Source organism: Escherichia sp. MR (assembly GCF_005280595.1).
Lineage (GTDB): Bacteria > Pseudomonadota > Gammaproteobacteria > Enterobacterales > Enterobacteriaceae > Escherichia > Escherichia ruysiae.
Genome location: NZ_SZVK01000018.1, coordinates 33505 through 53389 on the forward strand (window position 1 = coordinate 33505; position 19885 = coordinate 53389).

Genomic DNA, 19885 nt, shown 5'->3' on the forward strand with positions numbered 1-19885 from the left:
GCATTATTCACGCTTATTACCATTTCCAGGATTGGCGACGTGTCTGACGAGAGCGACGACAAAACAGAAGCTCCCACACCTCACCGACTTGAAAAAGCGCGGGAAGAGGGGCAGATCCCGCGCTCCCGTGAGCTGACCTCACTGCTCATTTTACTGGTGGGCGTGTGTGTTATTTGGTTTGGTGGCGCGTCTCTGGCACGGCGGTTGTCGGGGATGCTCTCCGCCGGGCTGCATTTTGATCACAGCATCATCAATGACCCCAACCTCATTCTCGGACAGATTATTTTGCTGATCAGAGAAGCCATGCTTGCACTGTTGCCGCTGATTAGCGGTGTGGTGCTGGTGGCGCTCATTTCGCCGGTCATGCTGGGGGGGCTGGTATTTAGTGGTAAATCATTGCAACCGAAGTTTTCCAAACTCAACCCACTACCGGGCATTAAACGTATTTTCTCGGCGCAAACTGGCGCGGAGCTGCTGAAAGCTATCCTGAAATCTACACTGGTTGGCTGCGTTACTGGCTTTTATCTCTGGCATCACTGGCCGCAGATGATGCGCTTAATGGCGCAGTCACCCATTACCGCAATGGCTAACGCGATGGATGTTGTGGGGTTGTGTGCACTTTTAGTGGTGCTTGGTGTCATTCCGATGGTGGGATTTGACGTCTTTTTTCAAATTTTCAGCCACCTGAAAAAGCTGCGTATGTCACGGCAGGATATTCGTGATGAGTTCAAACAAAGCGAAGGCGATCCGCATGTCAAAGGGCGAATTCGTCAGATGCAGCGTGCTGCCGCGCGGCGTCGGATGATGGCCGATGTGCCGAAAGCGGACGTCATTGTTAATAACCCAACTCACTATTCAGTGGCATTGCAGTATGACGAAAACAAAATGAGCGCGCCGAAAGTCGTTGCTAAAGGCGCGGGGCTGGTGGCGTTACGCATTCGTGAAATCGCCGCTGAAAATAACGTCCCGACTCTTGAAGCGCCGCCGCTGGCGCGCGCGCTGTATCGACACGCAGAAATCGGCCAACAAATTCCCGGTCAACTGTATGCCGCCGTGGCGGAAGTGCTGGCCTGGGTCTGGCAACTGAAACGCTGGCGTCTGGCCGGTGGACAACGTCCTGAACAACCCACTCATCTTCCGGTGCCGGAAGCCCTGGATTTTATCAACGAGAAACCGTCCCATGAGTAATCTGGCCTCGATGCTGCGCCTGCCCGCAAACCTGAAATCGACACAGTGGCAGATCCTTGCCGGACCTATTTTGATCCTGCTGATTTTGTCGATGATGGTGCTGCCATTGCCCGCATTCATTCTCGACCTGCTGTTCACTTTCAACATTGCCTTGTCGATTATGGTGTTGCTGGTGGCGATGTTTACCCAGCGCACGCTTGAGTTTGCCGCGTTTCCGACCATTCTGTTGTTTACCACGCTGCTGCGTCTGGCGCTTAATGTGGCTTCCACGCGTATCATTTTGATGGAAGGGCATACTGGCGCGGCGGCGGCAGGGAAGGTGGTTGAAGCATTTGGTCATTTTCTCGTGGGCGGTAACTTTGCCATCGGCATTGTGGTGTTTGTCATCCTCGTGATCATCAACTTTATGGTCATTACCAAAGGTGCCGGACGTATCGCGGAAGTGGGTGCGCGCTTTGTTCTCGACGGAATGCCAGGAAAACAGATGGCGATTGATGCCGACCTCAACGCTGGCCTGATTGGCGAAGATGAAGCAAAAAAGCGACGTTCAGAAGTGACCCAAGAAGCTGATTTTTACGGCTCAATGGACGGGGCGAGTAAGTTTGTCCGTGGTGACGCCATCGCCGGGATCCTCATCATGGTCATTAACGTTGTTGGCGGATTGCTGGTTGGGGTGTTGCAACATGGCATGAGTATGGGTCATGCAGCGGAAAGTTATACGCTGTTGACCATCGGTGATGGTCTGGTCGCGCAAATACCTGCGCTGGTTATTTCTACCGCTGCGGGGGTTATCGTTACGCGAGTCAGTACCGATCAGGACGTTGGCGAGCAGATGGTTAATCAGCTTTTCAGTAACCCCAGCGTCATGTTGTTAAGTGCCGCAGTGCTAGGTTTACTGGGGCTGGTGCCGGGAATGCCAAACCTGGTATTTTTACTGTTCACAGCGGGATTGCTGGGGCTGGCATGGTGGGTTCGTGGACGTGAACAAAAAGCGCCCGCTGAACCGAAACCAGTGAAGATGGCGGAAAATAATGCCGTTGTCGAAGCGACCTGGAACGATGTGCAACTGGAAGATTCTCTGGGAATGGAAGTGGGTTATCGGCTGATCCCGATGGTCGATTTTCAGCAGGATGGCGAGTTGCTTGGTCGTATTCGCAGTATTCGCAAGAAATTTGCTCAGGAGATGGGCTTTCTACCGCCAGTGGTGCACATCCGCGACAATATGGATCTACAGCCTGCCCGCTATCGTATCTTGATGAAAGGCGTTGAGATTGGCAGTGGTGATGCTTATCCGGGGCGCTGGCTGGCCATTAACCCAGGAACAGCCGCCGGGACGCTACCCGGCGAAGTGACTGTCGATCCGGCATTTGGACTTAATGCTATCTGGATCGAAAGTGCGCTAAAAGAACAAGCGCAGATTCAGGGATATACGGTGGTTGAAGCCAGTACAGTGGTGGCAACGCATCTTAACCACCTCATTAGTCAACATGCCGCAGAACTGTTTGGTCGTCAGGAGGCGCAGCAGTTACTGGATCGCGTGGCGCAGGAGATGCCAAAACTGACGGAGGATTTGGTTCCTGGCGTTATCACGCTTACCACGCTGCATAAAGTGCTACAAAACCTGCTTGATGAAAAAGTACCGATCCGCGATATGCGCACCATTCTTGAAACACTGGCGGAACATGCGCCTATCCAGAGCGATCCGCATGAATTAACCGCCGTCGTGCGCGTGGCGCTGGGGCGGGCAATTACTCAGCAGTGGTTCCCCGGTAAAGATGAAGTTCACGTTATTGGTCTGGACACGCCACTGGAGCGTTTACTGTTACAGGCGTTGCAGGGCGGTGGCGGACTGGAACCGGGGCTGGCGGATCGTTTGCTGGCACAGACCCAGGAAGCATTATCCCGTCAGGAGATGCTGGGTGCGCCGCCAGTACTGTTGGTGAACCACGCGCTGCGTCCGCTATTGTCTCGCTTTCTGCGCCGTAGCCTGCCGCAACTGGTGGTGCTGTCGAATCTCGAACTCTCTGATAACCGGCAGATTCGGATGACGGCGACTATTGGGGGTAAATAATGAGGATCTTACTGGCGATATTGTTGTTTCCGCTGGTTGTACAAGCCGCCGGGGAGGGGATGTGGCAGACAAGTAGTGTGGGCGTTACGCTAAATCATCGCGGTGAGTCGATGTCGTCAGCGCCTCTTTCTTCGCGACAACCAGCATCAGGATTGATGACGCTGGTGGCGTGGCGTTATCAGCTTATCGGCCCGACACCATCGGGGCTGCGGGTACGCTTGTGTTCACAATCTCGTTGTGTCGAGTTAGACGGGCAGAGTGGGAGCACTGTGGCCTTTTCCGGTATACCGGCGGCAGAACCGTTGCGATTTATCTGGGAAGTGCCTGGCGGTGGGCGGTTAATTCCGCCGCTGAAGGTACAACGTAATGAAGTGATTGTGAATTACCGTTAGTGATAAAAAAGCCGATGTCTGCAACGACATCGGCCTTTGCGGTATAACGCTATTACATACGCTCTACCGTCTCAATACCCAGCGTATCCAGACCCAGTTTCAGCGTCTTCGCCGTCAGTTGCGCCAGTTTCAGACGGCTGTTACGCACTTCTTCGTTTTCTGCGCTAAGGATCGGGCAGTGCTCGTAGAAGCCAGAGAACAGACCGGCCAGATCGTACAGATAAGCACACATCACGTGCGGCGTGCCTTCACGGGCAACCACAGTGAGGGTTTCTTCAAACTGCAGCAGGCGAGCAGCCAATTGTGCTTCGCGATCTTCACGGATGATCACCGGAGCCGCAGCCAGTTGCTCTTCGTTAATTTCTGCTTTACGGAACACGGACAACACACGGGTGTAGGCATACTGCATGTACGGCGCAGTATTACCCTCAAACGCCAGCATGTTGTCCCAGTCGAAGATGTAGTCGGTGGTGCGGTTTTTGGAGAGATCCGCGTATTTCACCGCACCGATACCCACGGCATTGGCCAGTTTTTCCAACTCGTCGGCTGGCATATCCGGGTTCTTCTCTGCCACCAGACGACGTGCACGCTCCAGGGCTTCATCCAGCAGATCGGCCAGTTTCACTGTACCGCCAGCACGGGTTTTAAACGGTTTGCCGTCTTTGCCCAGCATCATGCCAAACATGTGGTGTTCCAGCGGTACGGATTCCGGCACGTAGCCTGCTTTACGGACGATCGCCCACGCCTGCATCAGGTGTTGATGCTGACGGGAGTCGATGTAATACAGCACGCGATCGGCATGTAGCGTCTCGTAACGGTACTTCGCACAGGCGATATCGGTGGTGGTGTAGAGATAGCCGCCATCTTTCTTCTGAATGATCACACCCATCGGTTCGCCTTCCTTGTTTTTGAACTCATCAAGGAATACGACGGTTGCGCCTTCGCTTTCTACTGCCAGACCTTTGGCTTTCAGATCCGCCACGATACCCGGCAGCATCGGGTTGTACAGGCTTTCGCCCATCACGTCATCACGGGTCAGCGTCACGTTCAGACGATCGTAGGTGATCTGGTTCTGCGTCATGGTGATGTCGACCAGCTTGCGCCACATCTCGCGGAAATATTCGTCACCGCTTTGCAGTTTTACCACGTAGTTACGTGCACGCTCGGCGAACTCTTCATCTTCGTCGTAATGCTTTTTCGCATCGCGGTAGAAACCTTCAAGGTCAGCCAGCTCCATTTCACCGGCGTTTTCCTGCTGCTGCTTTTCCAGCCATGCAATCAGCATACCGAACTGAGTGCCCCAGTCGCCGACGTGGTTAGCACGAATCACTTTGTGACCGAGGAACTCCAGAGTACGTACTGCCGCGTCACCAATGATAGTGGAACGCAGATGACCGACGTGCATCTCTTTCGCCACGTTTGGCGCGGAGTAGTCAACCACAATGGTCTGTTTTTCTGGCGTAGCAACACCGAGACGATCGGACGCCAGCGCCTGCTGAACATGTTCAACCAGGAATGCCGGATCAAGGAAAATGTTGATAAAGCCAGGACCGGCGATCTCAACTTTGCTGGCGATACCGTTAAGATCCAGATGAGTCAGCACCTGCTCTGCTAATTGTCGCGGTGCCATACCCAGTTTTTTAGCAACTGCCATCATGCCGTTAGCCTGATAGTCGCCGAACTGAACTTTTGCTGACTGACGAACCTGCGGTTCGCAATCCGCAGGCGCGCCTGCCGCAATCATGGCCTGACGGACTTTTTCTGAGAGAAGAGCCTGAATATTCACCGGAATACCTTACATTGATGAAGCGAGCAAAAATTGCCCGCACCAGTTAAAGAAATTAGGGCGGGAGTATACTGCAAATGGCTGTTTTCGTCAGCAACGTGCGCGTGGCGTATTGCCGTTTTCACTATTGCATCAGGAGCGGCGTGAAATCAGCGGTTGGTTGGCGCAGGGCAACAGGGTAAATTAACGCTTTTACCGAAGACGAAGAGTGATTATGGCGAACTGGCAATCTATCGACGAGTTGCAGGATATTGCAACGGATTTACCGCGATTTATCCACGCATTAGACGAACTTTCACGGCGTCTGGGGCTGGATATTACTCCGCTGACTGCCGATCACATTTCTTTGCGTTGCCATCAAAACGCCACCGCCGAACGCTGGCGTCGCGGGTTTGAACAGTGCGGCGAACTCCTGTCAGAAAATATGATCAATGGTAGACCGATTTGCCTGTTTAAATTGCGTGAACCGGTACAGGTTGCTCACTGGCAGTTTTCGATTGTTGAGTTGCCGTGGCCAGGGGAAAAACGCTACCCGCATGAAGGTTGGGAACATATCGAAATTGTTCTGCCAGGAGAGCCGGAAACGCTGAATGCCCGCGCGCTGGCGTTGCTTTCTGATGAAGGACTAAGCCTGCCGGGGATCTCGGTTAAAACCAGTTCGCCAAAAGGTGAGCATGAACGATTACCGAATCCGACGCTGGCGGTCACCGATGGCAAAACGACGATAAAATTTCATCCATGGTCCATTGAAGAGATCGTTGCCAGCGAGCAGTCGGCGTAATTAAGGAGCAAAAATGGCATTACTGGAAATTTGCTGTTACAGCATGGAATGCGCGCTGACGGCGCAGCAAAACGGTGCCGACAGAATAGAATTGTGTGCGGCACCGAAAGAAGGGGGGCTAACGCCGTCACTGGGCGTTCTGAAGTCCGTGCGCCAGCATGTTACGATCCCCGTACATCCGATCATCCGTCCACGCGGTGGCGATTTTTGCTACAGCGACGGCGAGTTTGCCGCCATTCTTGAAGATATCCGCACAGTGCGTGAATTAGGATTTCCTGGACTGGTGACGGGGGTTCTGGATGTTGATGGTAATGTCGATATGCCACGAATGGAAAAAATAATGGCGGCTGCTGGTCCGCTGGCCGTCACTTTTCATCGTGCCTTCGATATGTGCGCTAACCCTTTAAATACATTGAATAACCTTGCTGAATTAGGCATTGCCAGGGTGCTGACATCGGGGCAAAAATCTGATGCACTGCAAGGTTTATCAAAAATTATGGAACTTATTGCCTATGGTGATGCTCCAATCATCATGGCCGGAGCAGGAGTCCGTGCAGAAAACCTGCACCATTTCCTCGATGCCGGGGTGCTGGAAGTCCATAGCTCTGCAGGAGCGTGGCAAGCCTCACCGATGCGTTATCGTAATCAGGGATTGTCCATGTCATCGGATGCACACGCGGACGAGTATTCGCGTTATGTCGTAGACGGGACGGCGGTTGCTGAAATGAAAGGAATCATTGAGCGCCATCAGGCCAAATGATTTTTACCGTTGCATCATGTCGCCCAATATGATGCTTGCTCGTACCAGGCCCCTGCCCATTCAACAGGGGCCTTTTTTTATCCTTGAGAAGTATGAAAAATGAACAGTTGCCGTGTCATATCGACTTCGTAATAGCGCGCCAAATCATGCTACTAAAAATGTTATATATATTCATATTAACTATGTAATTTAAATTATTAAAACTGCCAAATATATATTAAAAAATAACGGCTGGTTTCTTCTTTAATAATTAATGGTTAAATTGCAATAAATCATATTCTTTGTCGATTATTTCAGGCAGTGTTGTGCCGAATTTAGTGAGTTATTAATTCGTTGTATATTTATTTATACAGCTGGTTCGGTGTACTGGAATTTAATTAGAGGAATCTATGCGAGGGAAAAAACGCATTAGGTTATTTTTTCTGCTCATAGCAGTAGTGGTGGGTAGCGGTGGGTTATTGTTGGCGCAAAAAACGTTGCACAAAACGTCGGAAACGGCATTTTGTCTTTCCTGCCACTCAATGAGCAAACCGTTTGAGGAATATCAGGGGACTGTCCATTTTTCTAATCAAAAAGGTATTCGTGCTGAATGTGCCGATTGCCATATTCCAAAGTCAGGAATGGATTATTTATTTGCTAAATTAAAAGCATCTAAAGATATTTATCATGAATTTGTTAGCGGCAAAATAGACAGCGACGATAAGTTCGAATCCCATCGTCAGGAAATGGCCGAAACAGTGTGGAAAGAATTAAAGGCCTCAGACTCTGCAACGTGCCGTAGTTGCCATTCTTTTGATGCCATGGATATTGCCTCGCAAAGTGAATCTGCGCAGAAAATGCATAACAAAGCGCAAAAGGACGGCGAAACCTGTATCGATTGTCATAAAGGCATTGCCCATTTTCCGCCTGAAATAAAAATGGATGACAAGGCGGAGCATGAACTGGAAAGTCAGGCCGCCACATCAGTGACTAATGGCGCGCATATTTATCCTTTCAAACCTTCTCACATAGGTGAACTGGCTACTGTGAATCCTGGCACCGATCTCACGGTTGTTGATGCCAGTGGCAAACAGCCGCTCGTCCTGTTGCAGGGATATCAGATGCAGGGCAGTGAAAACACGCTCTACCTGGCGGCAGGTCAGCGGCTGGCGTTAGCCACACTAAGCGAAGAAGGTATCAAGGCGCTAACGATAAACGGGGAATGGAAAGCTGACGAATACGGTAATCAATGGCGTCAGGCGTCATTACAGGGGACGCTTACCGATCCCGCATTAGCAGACCGTAAACCGCTATGGCAATACGCTGAAAAACTTGACGACACCTATTGCGCTGGTTGCCATGCGCCTATTGCCGCCGACCATTACACCGTCAATGCCTGGCCGTCCATTGCCAAAGGGATGGGGGCGCGAACCAGCATGAGCGAAAACGAACTGGATATTTTGACGCGGTACTTCCAGTACAACGCTAAAGATATTACCGAGAAACAGTGATCTTCGTTGATCAGGGAGGAAGTTATGACATTAACAAGACGTGAGTTTATTAAAAAAAGCGGTATTGCGGCAGGGGCGCTGGTGGTGACATCGGCTGTACCGTTACCTGCCTGGGCAGAAGAGAAGGGCGGTAAAATTCTTACCGCAGGCCGTTGGGGAGCGATGAACGTAGAAGTGAAGGACGGTAAAATTGTTTCTTCTACAGGCGCGCTGGCGAAGACCATCCCGAACTCTTTGCAATCTACGGCGGCGGATCAGGTGCATACCACGGTGCGTATTCAGCATCCGATGGTGCGAAAAAGCTATCTCGACAATCCACTGCAACCGGCGAAAGGTCGCGGCGACGACAGTTACGTTCAGGTGAGCTGGGAACAAGCATTAAAACTGATTCATGAACAACACGATCGCATCCGCAAGGCCAATGGACCATCGGCCATTTTTGCCGGATCTTACGGTTGGCGTTCTTCTGGCGTGTTGCATAAAGCGCAAACTTTACTGCAACGTTATATGAATCTGGCGGGCGGTTATTCAGGACATAGTGGCGATTACTCGACCGGGGCTGCGCAGGTGATCATGCCGCACGTTGTCGGTTCCGTAGAGGTTTATGAACAGCAGACCTCCTGGCCGCTGATTCTGGAAAACAGCCAGGTGGTGGTGTTGTGGGGGATGAACCCGCTGAATACCTTAAAAATTGCCTGGAGCAGTACCGATGAGCAGGGGCTGGAGTACTTCCATCAACTGAAGAAATCTGGCAAACCGGTGATTGCCATTGATCCTATCCGTTCCGAAACGATCGAGTTCTTTGGCGATAACGCCACCTGGATCGCGCCGAATATGGGCACCGACGTGGCGCTGATGTTAGGGGTTGCGCACACCCTGATGACACAAGGCAAACACGATAAAGCGTTCCTTGAAAAATACACCACCGGCTATCCGCAGTTTGAAGAGTATCTGACCGGCAAGAAAGATAATACGCCGAAGAGCGCGGCCTGGGCGGCGGAAATTACCGGTGTGCCGGAGGCGCAGATAGTCAAACTTGCCGAACTGATGGCGGCGAATCGCACGATGCTGATGGCAGGTTGGGGAATTCAGCGCCAGCAATATGGTGAACAGAAACACTGGATGCTGGTGACCCTGGCGGCGATGTTAGGACAGATTGGTACGCCGGGCGGCGGCTTTGGTTTCTCTTATCATTACTCCAACGGTGGCAACCCAACACGCGTTGGCGGCGTACTGCCGGAAATGTCTGCGGCGATTGCCGGACAGGCCAGTGAGGCCGCTGATGATGGCGGAATGACGGCGATCCCTGTCGCCCGTATTGTCGATGCGCTGGAAAATCCTGGCGGCAAATATCAGCATAACGGTAAAGAACAAACTTACCCAAATATCAAAATGATCTGGTGGGCTGGCGGCGGTAATTTCACCCATCACCAGGATACCAATCGTTTGATAAAAGCCTGGCAGAAACCAGAGCTGATTGTCGTGTCTGAATGCTACTGGACGGCAGCAGCTAAACACGCGGATATCGTATTACCGATCACCACATCGTTTGAGCGCAATGACCTGACGATGACCGGCGACTACAGCAACCAGCACATCGTACCGATGAAGCAAGTGGTTGCGCCGCAGTTTGAAGCACGTAACGATTTTGACGTGTTTGCCGATCTTGCTGAATTACTGAAACCTGGCGGAAAAGAGATCTATACCGAAGGTAAAGATGAAATGGCGTGGCTGAAATTTTTCTATGATGCCGCTCAGAAAGGTGCGCGTGCGCAACGCGTCACTATGCCGATGTTTAATGCCTTCTGGCAGCAAAATAAACTGCTTGAAATGCGCCGCAGCGAGAAGAACGAGCAATATGTTCGCTATGGCGATTTCCGCGCCGATCCGGTGAAAAATGCGCTGGGTACGCCAAGCGGCAAAATTGAGATCTATTCCAAAACGCTGGAAAAATTTGCTTATAAGGATTGCCCGGCACACCCAACCTGGCTTGCGCCTGATGAGTGGAAAGGTACCGCCGACGAGAAGCAGTTGCAGCTTCTGACCGCACATCCGGCACACCGTTTACACAGTCAGCTTAACTATGCGGAACTGCGTAAAAAATATGCGGTTGCCGATCGTGAGCCGCTCACCATTCATACAGAAGATGCTGCTCGCTTTGGCATTGCGAACGGCGATCTGGTACGCGTCTGGAACAAACGCGGTCAGATCCTGACGGGAGCCGTGGTGACTGACGGGATCAAAAAAGGCGTGGTGTGCGTGCATGAAGGCGCATGGCCGGATCTGGAGAATGGCTTGTGTAAAAACGGCTGCGCAAACGTGTTAACGGCGGATATTCCCAGCTCGCAGCTGGCGAATGCCTGTGCCGGTAACACCTCGTTGGTGTATATCGAAAAATACACGGGCAATGCGCCGAAGTTAACGGCGTTTGATCAGCCAGCCATTCAGGCGTAAGAAGTGAATAGCGCCCGGAAACGGGCGCTAATCTTTACGGTTTGCGCGCAATCAGCACCGCGCGTTTAGGTGCCGGATAACCTTCCACTGTTTTGCCCGGATCATGCGGGTCGAGGAAATCGGCCAGCGATTCAGTAACCATCCATTCAGTGCGACGCTGCTCTTCTGTTGTAGTGACGCTCACGTCCGCAATGCGGATATCAACAAAACCACACTTCTTCAGCCAGTTTTTCAGCGCCAGCGCCGAGGGAATAAAGTAGACATTACGCATTTGCGCGTAACGATCGCCCGGCACCAGTACCGTGTTTTCGTCGCCATCAATAACCAGCGTTTCAAGCACCAGTTCACCCTCATTCACCAGTTGATCTTTCAACTGCCAGAGATGCTCCAGCGGCGAACGGCGATGGTACAGCACACCCATCGAAAAGACGGTATCAAAGGCTTTCAGTGCCGGAAGCTGTTCAATACCTAACGGTAACAGATGAGCGCGCTGATCGTTACCCAGCAGTTTGCGCACCGCTTCAAACTGGCAGAGGAAAAGTTGGGTCGGGTCGATCCCCACCGCGAGGTGCGCGCCTGCGCCGATCATGCGCCACATGTGATAACCGCTGCCGCAGCCGACATCGAGGATCGTGCGCCCGGTCAAATCAGAGAGATGGGGCAGAACACGATCCCATTTCCAGTCGGAACGCCATTCGGTATCAATGTTAACGCCATACAGCGAGAACGGCCCTTTGCGCCACGGCATCAGGTTGCGCATCAGGGTTTCAATGCGTTTAATTTGCCCGGCACTCAGCGGCTCTTCGCTTTCTGCCGTCACGCTATGCAGTAAATCAAGACGATACGGTTTAATTTCAGGCAGAAATTCCACCGCATTGGACCACTGTTTAAACAGACCGTGCTGCTGTTCACGCTGCCAGTTAGCAATCTGCGCAGGCAGTGTTTCCAGCCAGTGCGAAAGGTGATTTTTGGCAATCAGAGAATAAAAGTTACCAAAGTCGATCATGCAGCGTCCTCTGCTTTTAATGCCACCAGCGAACCAAAGTTAAAGCACTGGAACCACAGCTCGCTATGCTCAAAACCGGCTTTATGCAGGCGTGCTTTATGGGTTTCCACAGAATCGGTCAGCATCACGTTTTCCAGCATGCTGCGCTTCTGGCTGATCTCCAGTTCGCTGTAACCGTTGGCACGTTTAAAGTCGTGGTGCATGTTGAACAGCAGTTCACCAACTTTGGCATCTTCGAAACTGAATTTTTCCGAAAGCACCAGCGCGCCGCCGGGGTTCAGCCCTTGATAAATTTTATCCAGTAACGCCTGGCGCTCGGAAGGTTCCAGGAATTGCAGGGTAAAATTCAGCACCACCATCGATGCGTTTTCAATGGCGATATCGCGAATATCACCTTCAATAACGTCTACTGGCGTAGGGGCTTTATAGGCGTCAATATGACGACGGCAGCGTTCAATCATCGCCGGGGAGTTGTCGATGGCAATAATTTTGCAATTATCATGATGAATGTTGCGACGCACCGAGAGCGTCGCCGCGCCCAGAGAACAACCCAGATCGTAAACCTGCGTACCAGGTTGAACGAAGCGTTCGGCTAACATACCAATCATGGAAATAATATTGGAATAGCCGGGAACGGAACGCTGGATCATATCCGGGAAGACTTCAGCTACCCGTTCATCAAAGGTCCAGTCGCCCAGTCTGGCGATAGGGGCAGAAAATAGCGTGTCGCGGTGAGACATAACGTAAAAATCCGGGAAAAAGAAAGTGGCGTATTGTGCGCTAACGCAGGGAGAAAACCAACTCCCAGGGCATATACCAAAGATTCGCCAGCACCATCAGCAACAGCGCACACCAGGTGGCGCTCATGCCGGAACGTCGCCAGCGGAACAGACGGTGATGAAAACCGTAATAATGCATCAGACGACCAGCAAGCAAAACGATGCCGCAAATATGCACCATCCAGGTTTCTGCGCCATTCATTTCCATAAACAGCATCAACACAATCGCGATGGGAATATATTCCACCGCGTTACCGTGAATGCGAATGGCGCTTTGCAGTTCGCTAAAACCGCCGTCGCCATAGGCAACGCGATATTGCAAACGCAGGCGAACAACATCGAAAGAGAACTTCATTAATAACAACGCACCTAAAACGGCATACAGCGCGCTTACCATACAAACTCCCTTTAAAATGGCCGATGGCACTTGTCTATGATAGGTGGCAATTTCAGAAAAGAGAAGATTGCTGTGGAATAGCCGGAACTGCTCCGATCTCTGGGAGTGTTTTACGCAAGTCTTCCCACAGAGTATGTACCAGTTCCGGTGCCTGGGCGATATCAGGTGTATGCAGGAAAAGATAAGGCGTGGTGGTCTGTTGCCATTGCGCTAATTTTTGCAACCAGACCTGAAATAATTCCCGGTTTTGTGTCATATCATCGCTACCGATAAAACGGATCAGCGGATTCTTTGCCGTCAACACGGCATGTACCGGAACTTTCGGTTTTTTCCGTTGCGCATCGCGAATGGCTTCATTATGCGGACGTGCTGCATGAACCGGACGGCTGTCTAAAATCACCCGATTAACGCTGCGTTGATGCAAACCTCGATTAAGCGTTTGTTCTTCTTCGCCTTTGGTGAAAAACTGCGGATGGCGGACTTCCACACCATAGGTAAATTCGCCAGGAAGAGAATCGAGAAAGTGCCATAGCGCAGGCAGATCCCGTGGAGCAAACGTGGCGGGCAATTGCAGCCAGTATTGTCCAATGCGCGGCGCTAACGGCGACATACGGGTCAAAAATTCAGTCACTAAATCATCGCAATGCCGCAATGCTGCCTGATGCGAAATGGTTGCCGGAAATTTAAAACAAAAACGAAAATCATCGGTGGTCTGCTCGCGCCAACGCAGAACCACTTCCTGCTTTGGCAGAGCATAAAGGGTGGTGTTGCCCTCCACACAGTTAAAGTGGCGGGCATACTCTTCCAGGCTGGAGATCCCCAAACGCACCCATTTTGAATGCGACCATTGCGGCAGACCGATGTAAATCATAATGCGTTGAGGATCTCTTCCACGCGACGCACGCGGGCAATGCGCGGGTAGATATGGTTGATGCTGTTATTGTGCTGTTCGGTGCTGGCTGCACTACAGGCGTCTTCGGCAATCACCAGATTAAAGCCCAGCTCCCAGGCATTGCGGGCGGTTGATTCGACGCCAATATTGGTTGAGATCCCACATAAGACGATGGTGTCAATGCCACGACGGCGTAATTGTAACTCCAGATCCGTACCGTAAAACGCCCCCCATTGACGTTTGATGATTTCGATATCGCTGTCAGTTGCACCTAACGCCGCAGGATGTTGCCACCAGTTTTCCGGTAACGTTCTGGCAGGTGAGGGAGCATCAACTGGCTGTTTTAATGCTTCGGCGTAATCGGCAGACCAGCCGACGCGCACCAGAAACACAGGCTGACCGTTAGTTCGAAATTTCGCCGCCAGCTTCCCGGCGCGATTAACGACATCTTCAGCAGTGTGGGGACCACCGGCAAACGGTAAGATGCCTTCTTGTAAATCAATCACCACCAGCGCAGTGGTTTTAGCATTCAGTTCAAGCATGATGACTCCAGATAAAACAAAATCGAGCCTCTCACCTTAATGCGATTAGCCGATGGCAGAACGACAAATTTTGTTAATTTTTATGTGCTCAGGCAACACCTTTATAGCAAACAAGGGTAGAGTCTGATTTCAGGCCTGATATAAAGTGGTAACGAGTCGTTCCAGAGCGGGCCAGACTCTTACGGTGCGGCAGAATTTCCAGTATAATAGCCGCCTTTTTTCATTCAGTTGTGACATACAGCTAACGCTGCGACTTAGGTCACCTGCGCAGCAGGGGACGTCCGCCGGCAGCTAAGTTAAGGGATATCTCATGCGTACAGAATATTGTGGACAGCTCCGTTTGTCCCACGTGGGGCAGCAGGTGACTCTGTGTGGTTGGGTCAACCGTCGTCGTGATCTTGGTAGCCTGATCTTCATCGATATGCGCGACCGCGAAGGTATCGTGCAGGTATTTTTCGATCCGGATCGTGCGGACGCGTTAAAGCTGGCCTCTGAACTGCGTAATGAGTTCTGCATTCAGGTAACGGGCACCGTGCGTGCGCGTGACGAAAAAAATATCAACCGCGATATGGCGACCGGCGAAATCGAAGTGCTGGCGTCCTCGCTGACCATCATCAACCGCGCAGACGTTCTGCCGCTTGACTCTAACCACGTCAACACCGAAGAAGCGCGTCTGAAATACCGCTATCTTGATCTGCGTCGCCCGGAAATGGCTCAGCGCCTGAAAACCCGTGCAAAAATTACCAGCCTGGTGCGCCGTTTTATGGACGACCACGGATTCCTCGACATCGAAACCCCGATGCTGACCAAAGCGACGCCGGAAGGCGCGCGTGACTACCTGGTGCCTTCTCGTGTGCATAAAGGCAAATTCTACGCGCTGCCGCAATCTCCGCAGTTGTTCAAACAGTTGCTGATGATGTCCGGTTTCGACCGTTATTATCAGATTGTAAAATGCTTCCGTGACGAAGACCTGCGTGCTGACCGTCAGCCAGAATTTACCCAGATCGATGTGGAAACTTCTTTCATGACCGCGCCGCAAGTGCGTGAGGTAATGGAAGCTCTGGTGCGTCATCTGTGGCTGGAAGTGAAGGGCGTGGATCTGGGCGATTTCCCGGTAATGACCTTTGCGGAAGCCGAACGCCGTTACGGTTCCGATAAACCGGATCTGCGTAACCCGATGGAACTGACCGACGTTGCTGATCTGCTGAAATCTGTTGAATTTGCGGTATTCGCGGGTCCAGCGAACGATCCGAAAGGCCGCGTCGCTGCTCTGAGTGTTCCGGGCGGTGCATCGCTGACCCGTAAGCAGATCGATGAATACGGTAACTTCGTCAAAATCTATGGCGCGAAAGGTCTGGCTTACATCAAAGTTAACGAACGTGCGAAAGGTCTGGAGGGTATCAACAGCCCGGTAGCTAAGTTCCTCAATGCTGAAATCATTGAAGCCATCCTGGATCGTACTGCCGCGCAAGATGGCGATATGATTTTCTTCGGTGCCGACAACAAGAAAATTGTTGCCGACGCGATGGGCGCACTGCGTCTGAAAGTGGGTAAAGACCTTGGTCTGACCGACGAAAGCAAATGGGCGCCGCTGTGGGTTATCGACTTCCCGATGTTTGAAGACGACGGCGAAGGCGGCCTGACCGCGATGCACCATCCGTTCACCGCACCGAAAGACATGACTGCTGCCGAGCTGAAAGCGGCACCGGAAAATGCGGTGGCGAACGCTTATGATATGGTCATCAATGGTTACGAAGTGGGCGGTGGCTCTGTGCGTATCCATAATGGTGATATGCAACAGACTGTATTTGGCATTCTGGGTATCACCGAAGAGGAACAGCGCGAGAAATTCGGCTTCCTGCTCGACGCCCTGAAATATGGCACTCCGCCGCACGCAGGTCTGGCATTTGGCCTTGACCGTCTGACCATGCTGCTGACCGGCACTGACAACATCCGTGACGTTATCGCCTTCCCGAAAACCACAGCGGCAGCGTGTCTGATGACTGAAGCACCGAGCTTTGCTAACCCGACGGCTCTGGCTGAGCTGAGCATTCAGGTTGTGAAGAAGGCTGAGAATAATTGATATGACTTATAAGCGTCCCGTTTCGATCTTAGTGGTCATCTATGCACAAGATACGAAACGGGTGCTGATGTTACAGCGGCGTGACGATCCCGATTTCTGGCAGTCGGTAACCGGCAGCGTGGAAGAGGGTGAAACCGCGCCGCAAGCTGCCATGCGCGAAGTAAAGGAAGAGGTCACCATTGATGTTGTCGCTGAACAACTGACCTTAATTGACTGTCAACGCACGGTAGAGTTTGAAATTTTTTCACATTTGCGTCATCGCTATGCGCCGGGTGTGATGCGCAATACAGAATCATGGTTCTGTCTTGCGCTCCCGCACGAACGCCAGATTGTTTTTACTGAACATTTGGCCTACAAGTGGCTTGATGCGCCCGCAGCAGCGGCGCTCACTAAGTCGTGGAGCAACCGGCAGGCGATTGAAGAGTATGTAATTAACGCTGCCTGAACAGGCAGGGCTATTTGGAGATATTTTTTATGGCAGGTCATAGTAAATGGGCCAACACCAGACATCGTAAAGCCGCGCAGGATGCTAAGCGCGGTAAAATCTTCACTAAAATCATTCGTGAGCTGGTGACCGCAGCTAAACTGGGCGGCGGCGATCCGGATGCTAACCCGCGTCTGCGTGCGGCCATTGATAAAGCACTGTCTAACAACATGACCCGTGACACTCTGAACCGCGCAATTGCACGTGGTGTGGGCGGTGATGATGATGCGAACATGGAAACCATCATCTACGAAGGTTACGGTCCTGGCGGCACTGCAATCATGATTGAATGTCTGTCTGACAACCGTAACCGTACTGTTGCTGAAGTGCGTCACGCATTCAGCAAATGTGGCGGCAACCTCGGTACTGACGGTTCCGTAGCCTATCTGTTCAGCAAAAAAGGTGTGATCTCCTTCGAGAAAGGTGATGAAGACACCATCATGGAAGCGGCGCTGGAAGCAGGTGCAGAAGACGTTGTGACCTATGATGACGGCGCAATCGACGTCTACACTGCATGGGAAGAGATGGGTAAAGTACGTGATGCTCTGGAAGCGGCTGGTCTGAAAGCAGACAGCGCAGAAGTTTCCATGATCCCGTCAACCAAAGCCGATATGGATACAGAAACTGCACCGAAACTGATGCGTCTGATCGATATGCTGGAAGACTGTGACGACGTGCAGGAAGTTTACCATAACGGTGAGATCTCTGATGAGGTTGCAGCGACCCTCTGATGAGGCCGGCTAAACAACAAAACGGAGACGCGTGATGGCTATTATTCTCGGTATTGACCCGGGTTCGCGCGTTACCGGCTACGGCGTTATCCGTCAGGTGGGCAGGCAACTGTCCTACCTGGGCAGTGGATGCATACGCACCAAAGTGGATGATTTACCGTCTCGTCTGAAGCTCATCTATGCGGGCGTGACGGAAATCATCACCCAGTTCCAGCCCGATTATTTCGCAATCGAACAAGTCTTTATGGCGAAGAATGCCGACTCTGCCCTGAAACTGGGGCAGGCACGCGGCGTGGCGATTGTGGCGGCGGTGAATCAGGAATTGCCAGTATTTGAATATGCGGCACGTCAGGTAAAGCAAACGGTTGTAGGTATTGGTAGTGCCGAAAAAAGCCAGGTGCAGCATATGGTGCGCACTTTGCTAAAACTACCCGCCAACCCACAGGCGGACGCCGCCGATGCACTGGCGATTGCCATCACCCACTGCCATGTCAGCCAGAATGCGATGCAGATGAGCGAATCGAGGCTGAATCTGGCTCGCGGGCGACTGCGTTAAGTTATACCGCCTCGGTCAGTTCTTGCTGAGGCGTTACTACTCCTTCTGCATGTATTAACGCCAGATCCGGATGATGCCACAAACTCGCTGGAGTGACCGTTTTACGCGCCCACGGAATCGAACCTAAAAACCAGAATTTCCAGAAGGTGAGTTTTGCATTCGGATTGCTGTTTAACAGTTCTTCAAATGTCTCTATTTCACCCACCGGGATACATAGCGCCTCTTTATAAATATCAAAAACGAATTTTGAACAGAACTGGCGGGAAGATTCGTATTTAAAACCGGTATGGTAGAGCTTGCGTAGCCGGGAGGGAACCTGTTCTACCAGCCGTTGTTTTTGCTGTTCTGTTAGCCCGGCACCTAATCGCTTTACTGCATAGCGTTGGTTAGCAGAGCGTTTAATAAAGCGGGACAGTGTGGTTATGGTGGAAAGGGGAACACGGCTTTCTGCGACCAGATAATCATCGCTGTCATGACCAATAATGATCCCGACGTGATTACTCCAGCAATTTGATGCGGCAGATATTTGACCAAATAATGCAGCACCTATACATGTAAATACAATATCGCCAACTTCATATTCAGAAGGGTAATTAATTTTCACTTTGTCATTCCATTGAAATAATATGAATATGCGTAATATCATAAAAAATATTTTTTTGCAGGAGCAGAAAGGTTTATTTTTTGTAGATTTATCCACTAAATATTTAACATTAAAATATTTATTATAAATATGGCTTAGCGGATGAATTATACTGCGCCATTTTTCAGTTCATCGAGACGACTCGCAATTTTTCTTCATCCTTCGCTGGATATCTATCCAGCATTTTTTTATCATACAGCCTTATCTTTGATTCATTACGCAGGAGCGTCATGTGATAGGCAGGCTGAGAGGCATCATTCTGGAAAAACAACCCCCGCTGGTGTTACTTGAAGTGGGCGGCGTAGGCTATGAAGTGCATATGCCGATGACCTGTTTTTATGAACTCCCTGAAGCGGGCCAGGAAGCGATTGTTTTCACCCACTTTGTGGTGCGTGAAGATGCGCAGCTACTGTATGGTTTTAACAACAAACAAGAGCGCACGTTATTTAAAGAGTTGATCAAAACTAACGGCGTGGGACCGAAACTGGCACTGGCTATCCTCTCGGGTATGTCAGCGCAGCAGTTTGTAAATGCCGTTGAGCGTGAAGAACCTGCGGCACTGGTGAAATTACCTGGCATTGGTAAGAAAACTGCTGAACGCCTGATCGTTGAAATGAAAGATCGCTTTAAAGGTCTGCATGGCGATCTGTTCACACCGGCTGCCGATCTGGTATTGACCTCACCGGCAAGCCCGGCAACCGACGATGCCGAACAGGAAGCTGTTGCTGCGCTGGTGGCACTGGGCTATAAACCACAAGAAGCCAGCCGCATGGTGAGCAAAATCACTCGCCCTGATGCCAGCAGTGAAACATTAATTCGCGAAGCCCTGCGCGCCGCGTTATGAGGTAAA

Annotated in this window: 19 protein-coding genes; 12 read left to right on the top strand and 7 right to left on the bottom strand. The window is 51.4% G+C overall.

Going from position 1 to position 19885, the window contains the following annotated elements:
• Positions 1–39 precede the first annotated feature (39 nt).
• Genes flhB through flhe form a run of 3 tightly spaced genes read left to right on the top strand, consistent with a single transcriptional unit; the run spans position 40 to position 3651 of the window.
• Positions 40–1188 carry a flagellar biosynthesis protein FlhB gene (gene flhB, locus FC814_RS10410; protein ID WP_024212519.1) on the top strand — a complete coding sequence of 383 codons (1149 nt, stop codon included), beginning with the start codon at positions 40–42 and terminating at the stop codon, positions 1186–1188.
• Positions 1181–3259, top strand: a complete 2079-nt coding sequence (gene flhA / locus FC814_RS10415; protein WP_137325902.1) for a flagellar biosynthesis protein FlhA — start codon at positions 1181–1183, stop codon at positions 3257–3259. Before flhB ends, flhA begins: the two co-directional genes overlap by 8 nt.
• Positions 3259–3651, top strand: coding sequence for a flagellar protein FlhE (gene flhe, locus FC814_RS10420; RefSeq protein WP_001221459.1), 393 nt, complete (start codon positions 3259–3261; stop codon positions 3649–3651). The genes flhA and flhe overlap by 1 nt, the downstream gene beginning before the upstream one ends.
• Before the next feature lie 52 nt (positions 3652–3703).
• Here the strand turns inward: flhe and argS are convergent, their stop codons facing one another.
• The gene (gene argS / locus FC814_RS10425; RefSeq protein WP_137325903.1) at positions 3704–5437 is read right to left on the bottom strand and encodes an arginine--tRNA ligase; all 1734 of its coding nucleotides are present in this window, start codon (positions 5435–5437) and stop codon (positions 3704–3706) included.
• 214 nt (positions 5438–5651) lie between these two features.
• On the opposite strand from argS, the gene FC814_RS10430 reads away from it, so the two are divergent.
• The 4 genes from FC814_RS10430 (at position 5652) to torZ (ending at position 10922) form a co-directional block, all read left to right on the top strand.
• Positions 5652–6218, top strand: coding sequence for a VOC family protein (locus FC814_RS10430; RefSeq protein ID WP_010345044.1), 567 nt, complete (start codon positions 5652–5654; stop codon positions 6216–6218).
• A 13-nt stretch (positions 6219–6231) separates the two neighbouring features.
• The gene (cutC, locus tag FC814_RS10435; RefSeq protein WP_001185707.1) at positions 6232–6978 is read left to right on the top strand and encodes a copper homeostasis protein CutC; all 747 of its coding nucleotides are present in this window, start codon (positions 6232–6234) and stop codon (positions 6976–6978) included.
• A 389-nt stretch (positions 6979–7367) separates the two neighbouring features.
• Positions 7368–8468 (top strand): NapC/NirT family cytochrome c, encoded by a 1101-nt coding sequence (locus tag FC814_RS10440; RefSeq protein WP_137325904.1) that lies wholly within the window; start codon positions 7368–7370, stop codon positions 8466–8468.
• 24 nt (positions 8469–8492) lie between these two features.
• Positions 8493–10922, top strand: coding sequence for a trimethylamine N-oxide reductase TorZ (gene torZ / locus FC814_RS10445; RefSeq protein ID WP_137325905.1), 2430 nt, complete (start codon positions 8493–8495; stop codon positions 10920–10922).
• Positions 10923–10956: 34 nt separating this feature from the next.
• On the opposite strand, the gene cmoB is transcribed toward torZ, so the two are convergent.
• The 5 genes from cmoB to FC814_RS10470 are packed head-to-tail and all read right to left on the bottom strand — an operon-like array spanning position 10957 to position 14538.
• Positions 10957–11928 carry a tRNA 5-methoxyuridine(34)/uridine 5-oxyacetic acid(34) synthase CmoB gene (cmoB, locus tag FC814_RS10450; protein ID WP_000564725.1) on the bottom strand — a complete coding sequence of 324 codons (972 nt, stop codon included), beginning with the start codon at positions 11926–11928 and terminating at the stop codon, positions 10957–10959.
• Entirely contained in the window at positions 11925–12668 is a 744-nt protein-coding gene (gene cmoA, locus FC814_RS10455) for a carboxy-S-adenosyl-L-methionine synthase CmoA (protein ID WP_000019588.1), read from the bottom strand. Before cmoA ends, cmoB begins: the two co-directional genes overlap by 4 nt.
• A gap of 40 nt (positions 12669–12708) precedes the next feature.
• Entirely contained in the window at positions 12709–13104 is a 396-nt protein-coding gene (locus tag FC814_RS10460) for an MAPEG family protein (protein ID WP_010345040.1), read from the bottom strand.
• 52 nt (positions 13105–13156) lie between these two features.
• Entirely contained in the window at positions 13157–13975 is an 819-nt protein-coding gene (locus tag FC814_RS10465) for a DUF72 domain-containing protein (protein ID WP_085460799.1), read from the bottom strand.
• A complete protein-coding gene (locus FC814_RS10470; protein WP_085460798.1) occupies positions 13972–14538 on the bottom strand; it encodes a hydrolase in 567 nt (188 codons plus the stop codon). Before FC814_RS10470 ends, FC814_RS10465 begins: the two co-directional genes overlap by 4 nt.
• 310 nt (positions 14539–14848) lie before the next feature.
• Here FC814_RS10470 and aspS point away from each other — a divergent pair, with 310 nt between their 5' ends.
• The 4 genes from aspS to ruvC are packed head-to-tail and all read left to right on the top strand — an operon-like array spanning position 14849 to position 18392.
• Positions 14849–16621, top strand: a complete 1773-nt coding sequence (gene aspS, locus FC814_RS10475) for an aspartate--tRNA ligase (RefSeq protein ID WP_137325906.1) — start codon at positions 14849–14851, stop codon at positions 16619–16621.
• Positions 16614–17066, top strand: a complete 453-nt coding sequence (gene nudB / locus FC814_RS10480) for a dihydroneopterin triphosphate diphosphatase (RefSeq protein WP_077629663.1) — start codon at positions 16614–16616, stop codon at positions 17064–17066. The genes aspS and nudB overlap by 8 nt, the downstream gene beginning before the upstream one ends.
• A 29-nt stretch (positions 17067–17095) precedes the next feature.
• Positions 17096–17836, top strand: a complete 741-nt coding sequence (locus FC814_RS10485; RefSeq protein ID WP_137325907.1) for a YebC/PmpR family DNA-binding transcriptional regulator — start codon at positions 17096–17098, stop codon at positions 17834–17836.
• Between the two features lie 34 nt (positions 17837–17870).
• On the top strand, positions 17871–18392 hold the full coding sequence (gene ruvC / locus FC814_RS10490) for a crossover junction endodeoxyribonuclease RuvC (protein ID WP_001295503.1): 522 nt from the start codon (positions 17871–17873) through the stop codon (positions 18390–18392).
• Between the two features lies 1 nt (position 18393).
• Here the strand turns inward: ruvC and FC814_RS10495 are convergent, their stop codons facing one another.
• Complete coding sequence (locus FC814_RS10495; protein WP_000701081.1) at positions 18394–18996, bottom strand: YebB family permuted papain-like enzyme; 603 nt, start codon at positions 18994–18996, stop codon at positions 18394–18396.
• Positions 18997–19267: 271 nt separating this feature from the next.
• Between FC814_RS10495 and ruvA the strand changes: the two genes are divergently transcribed.
• Entirely contained in the window at positions 19268–19879 is a 612-nt protein-coding gene (gene ruvA, locus FC814_RS10500; RefSeq protein WP_137325908.1) for a Holliday junction branch migration protein RuvA, read from the top strand.
• The last annotated feature ends 6 nt before the right edge of the window (positions 19880–19885 follow it).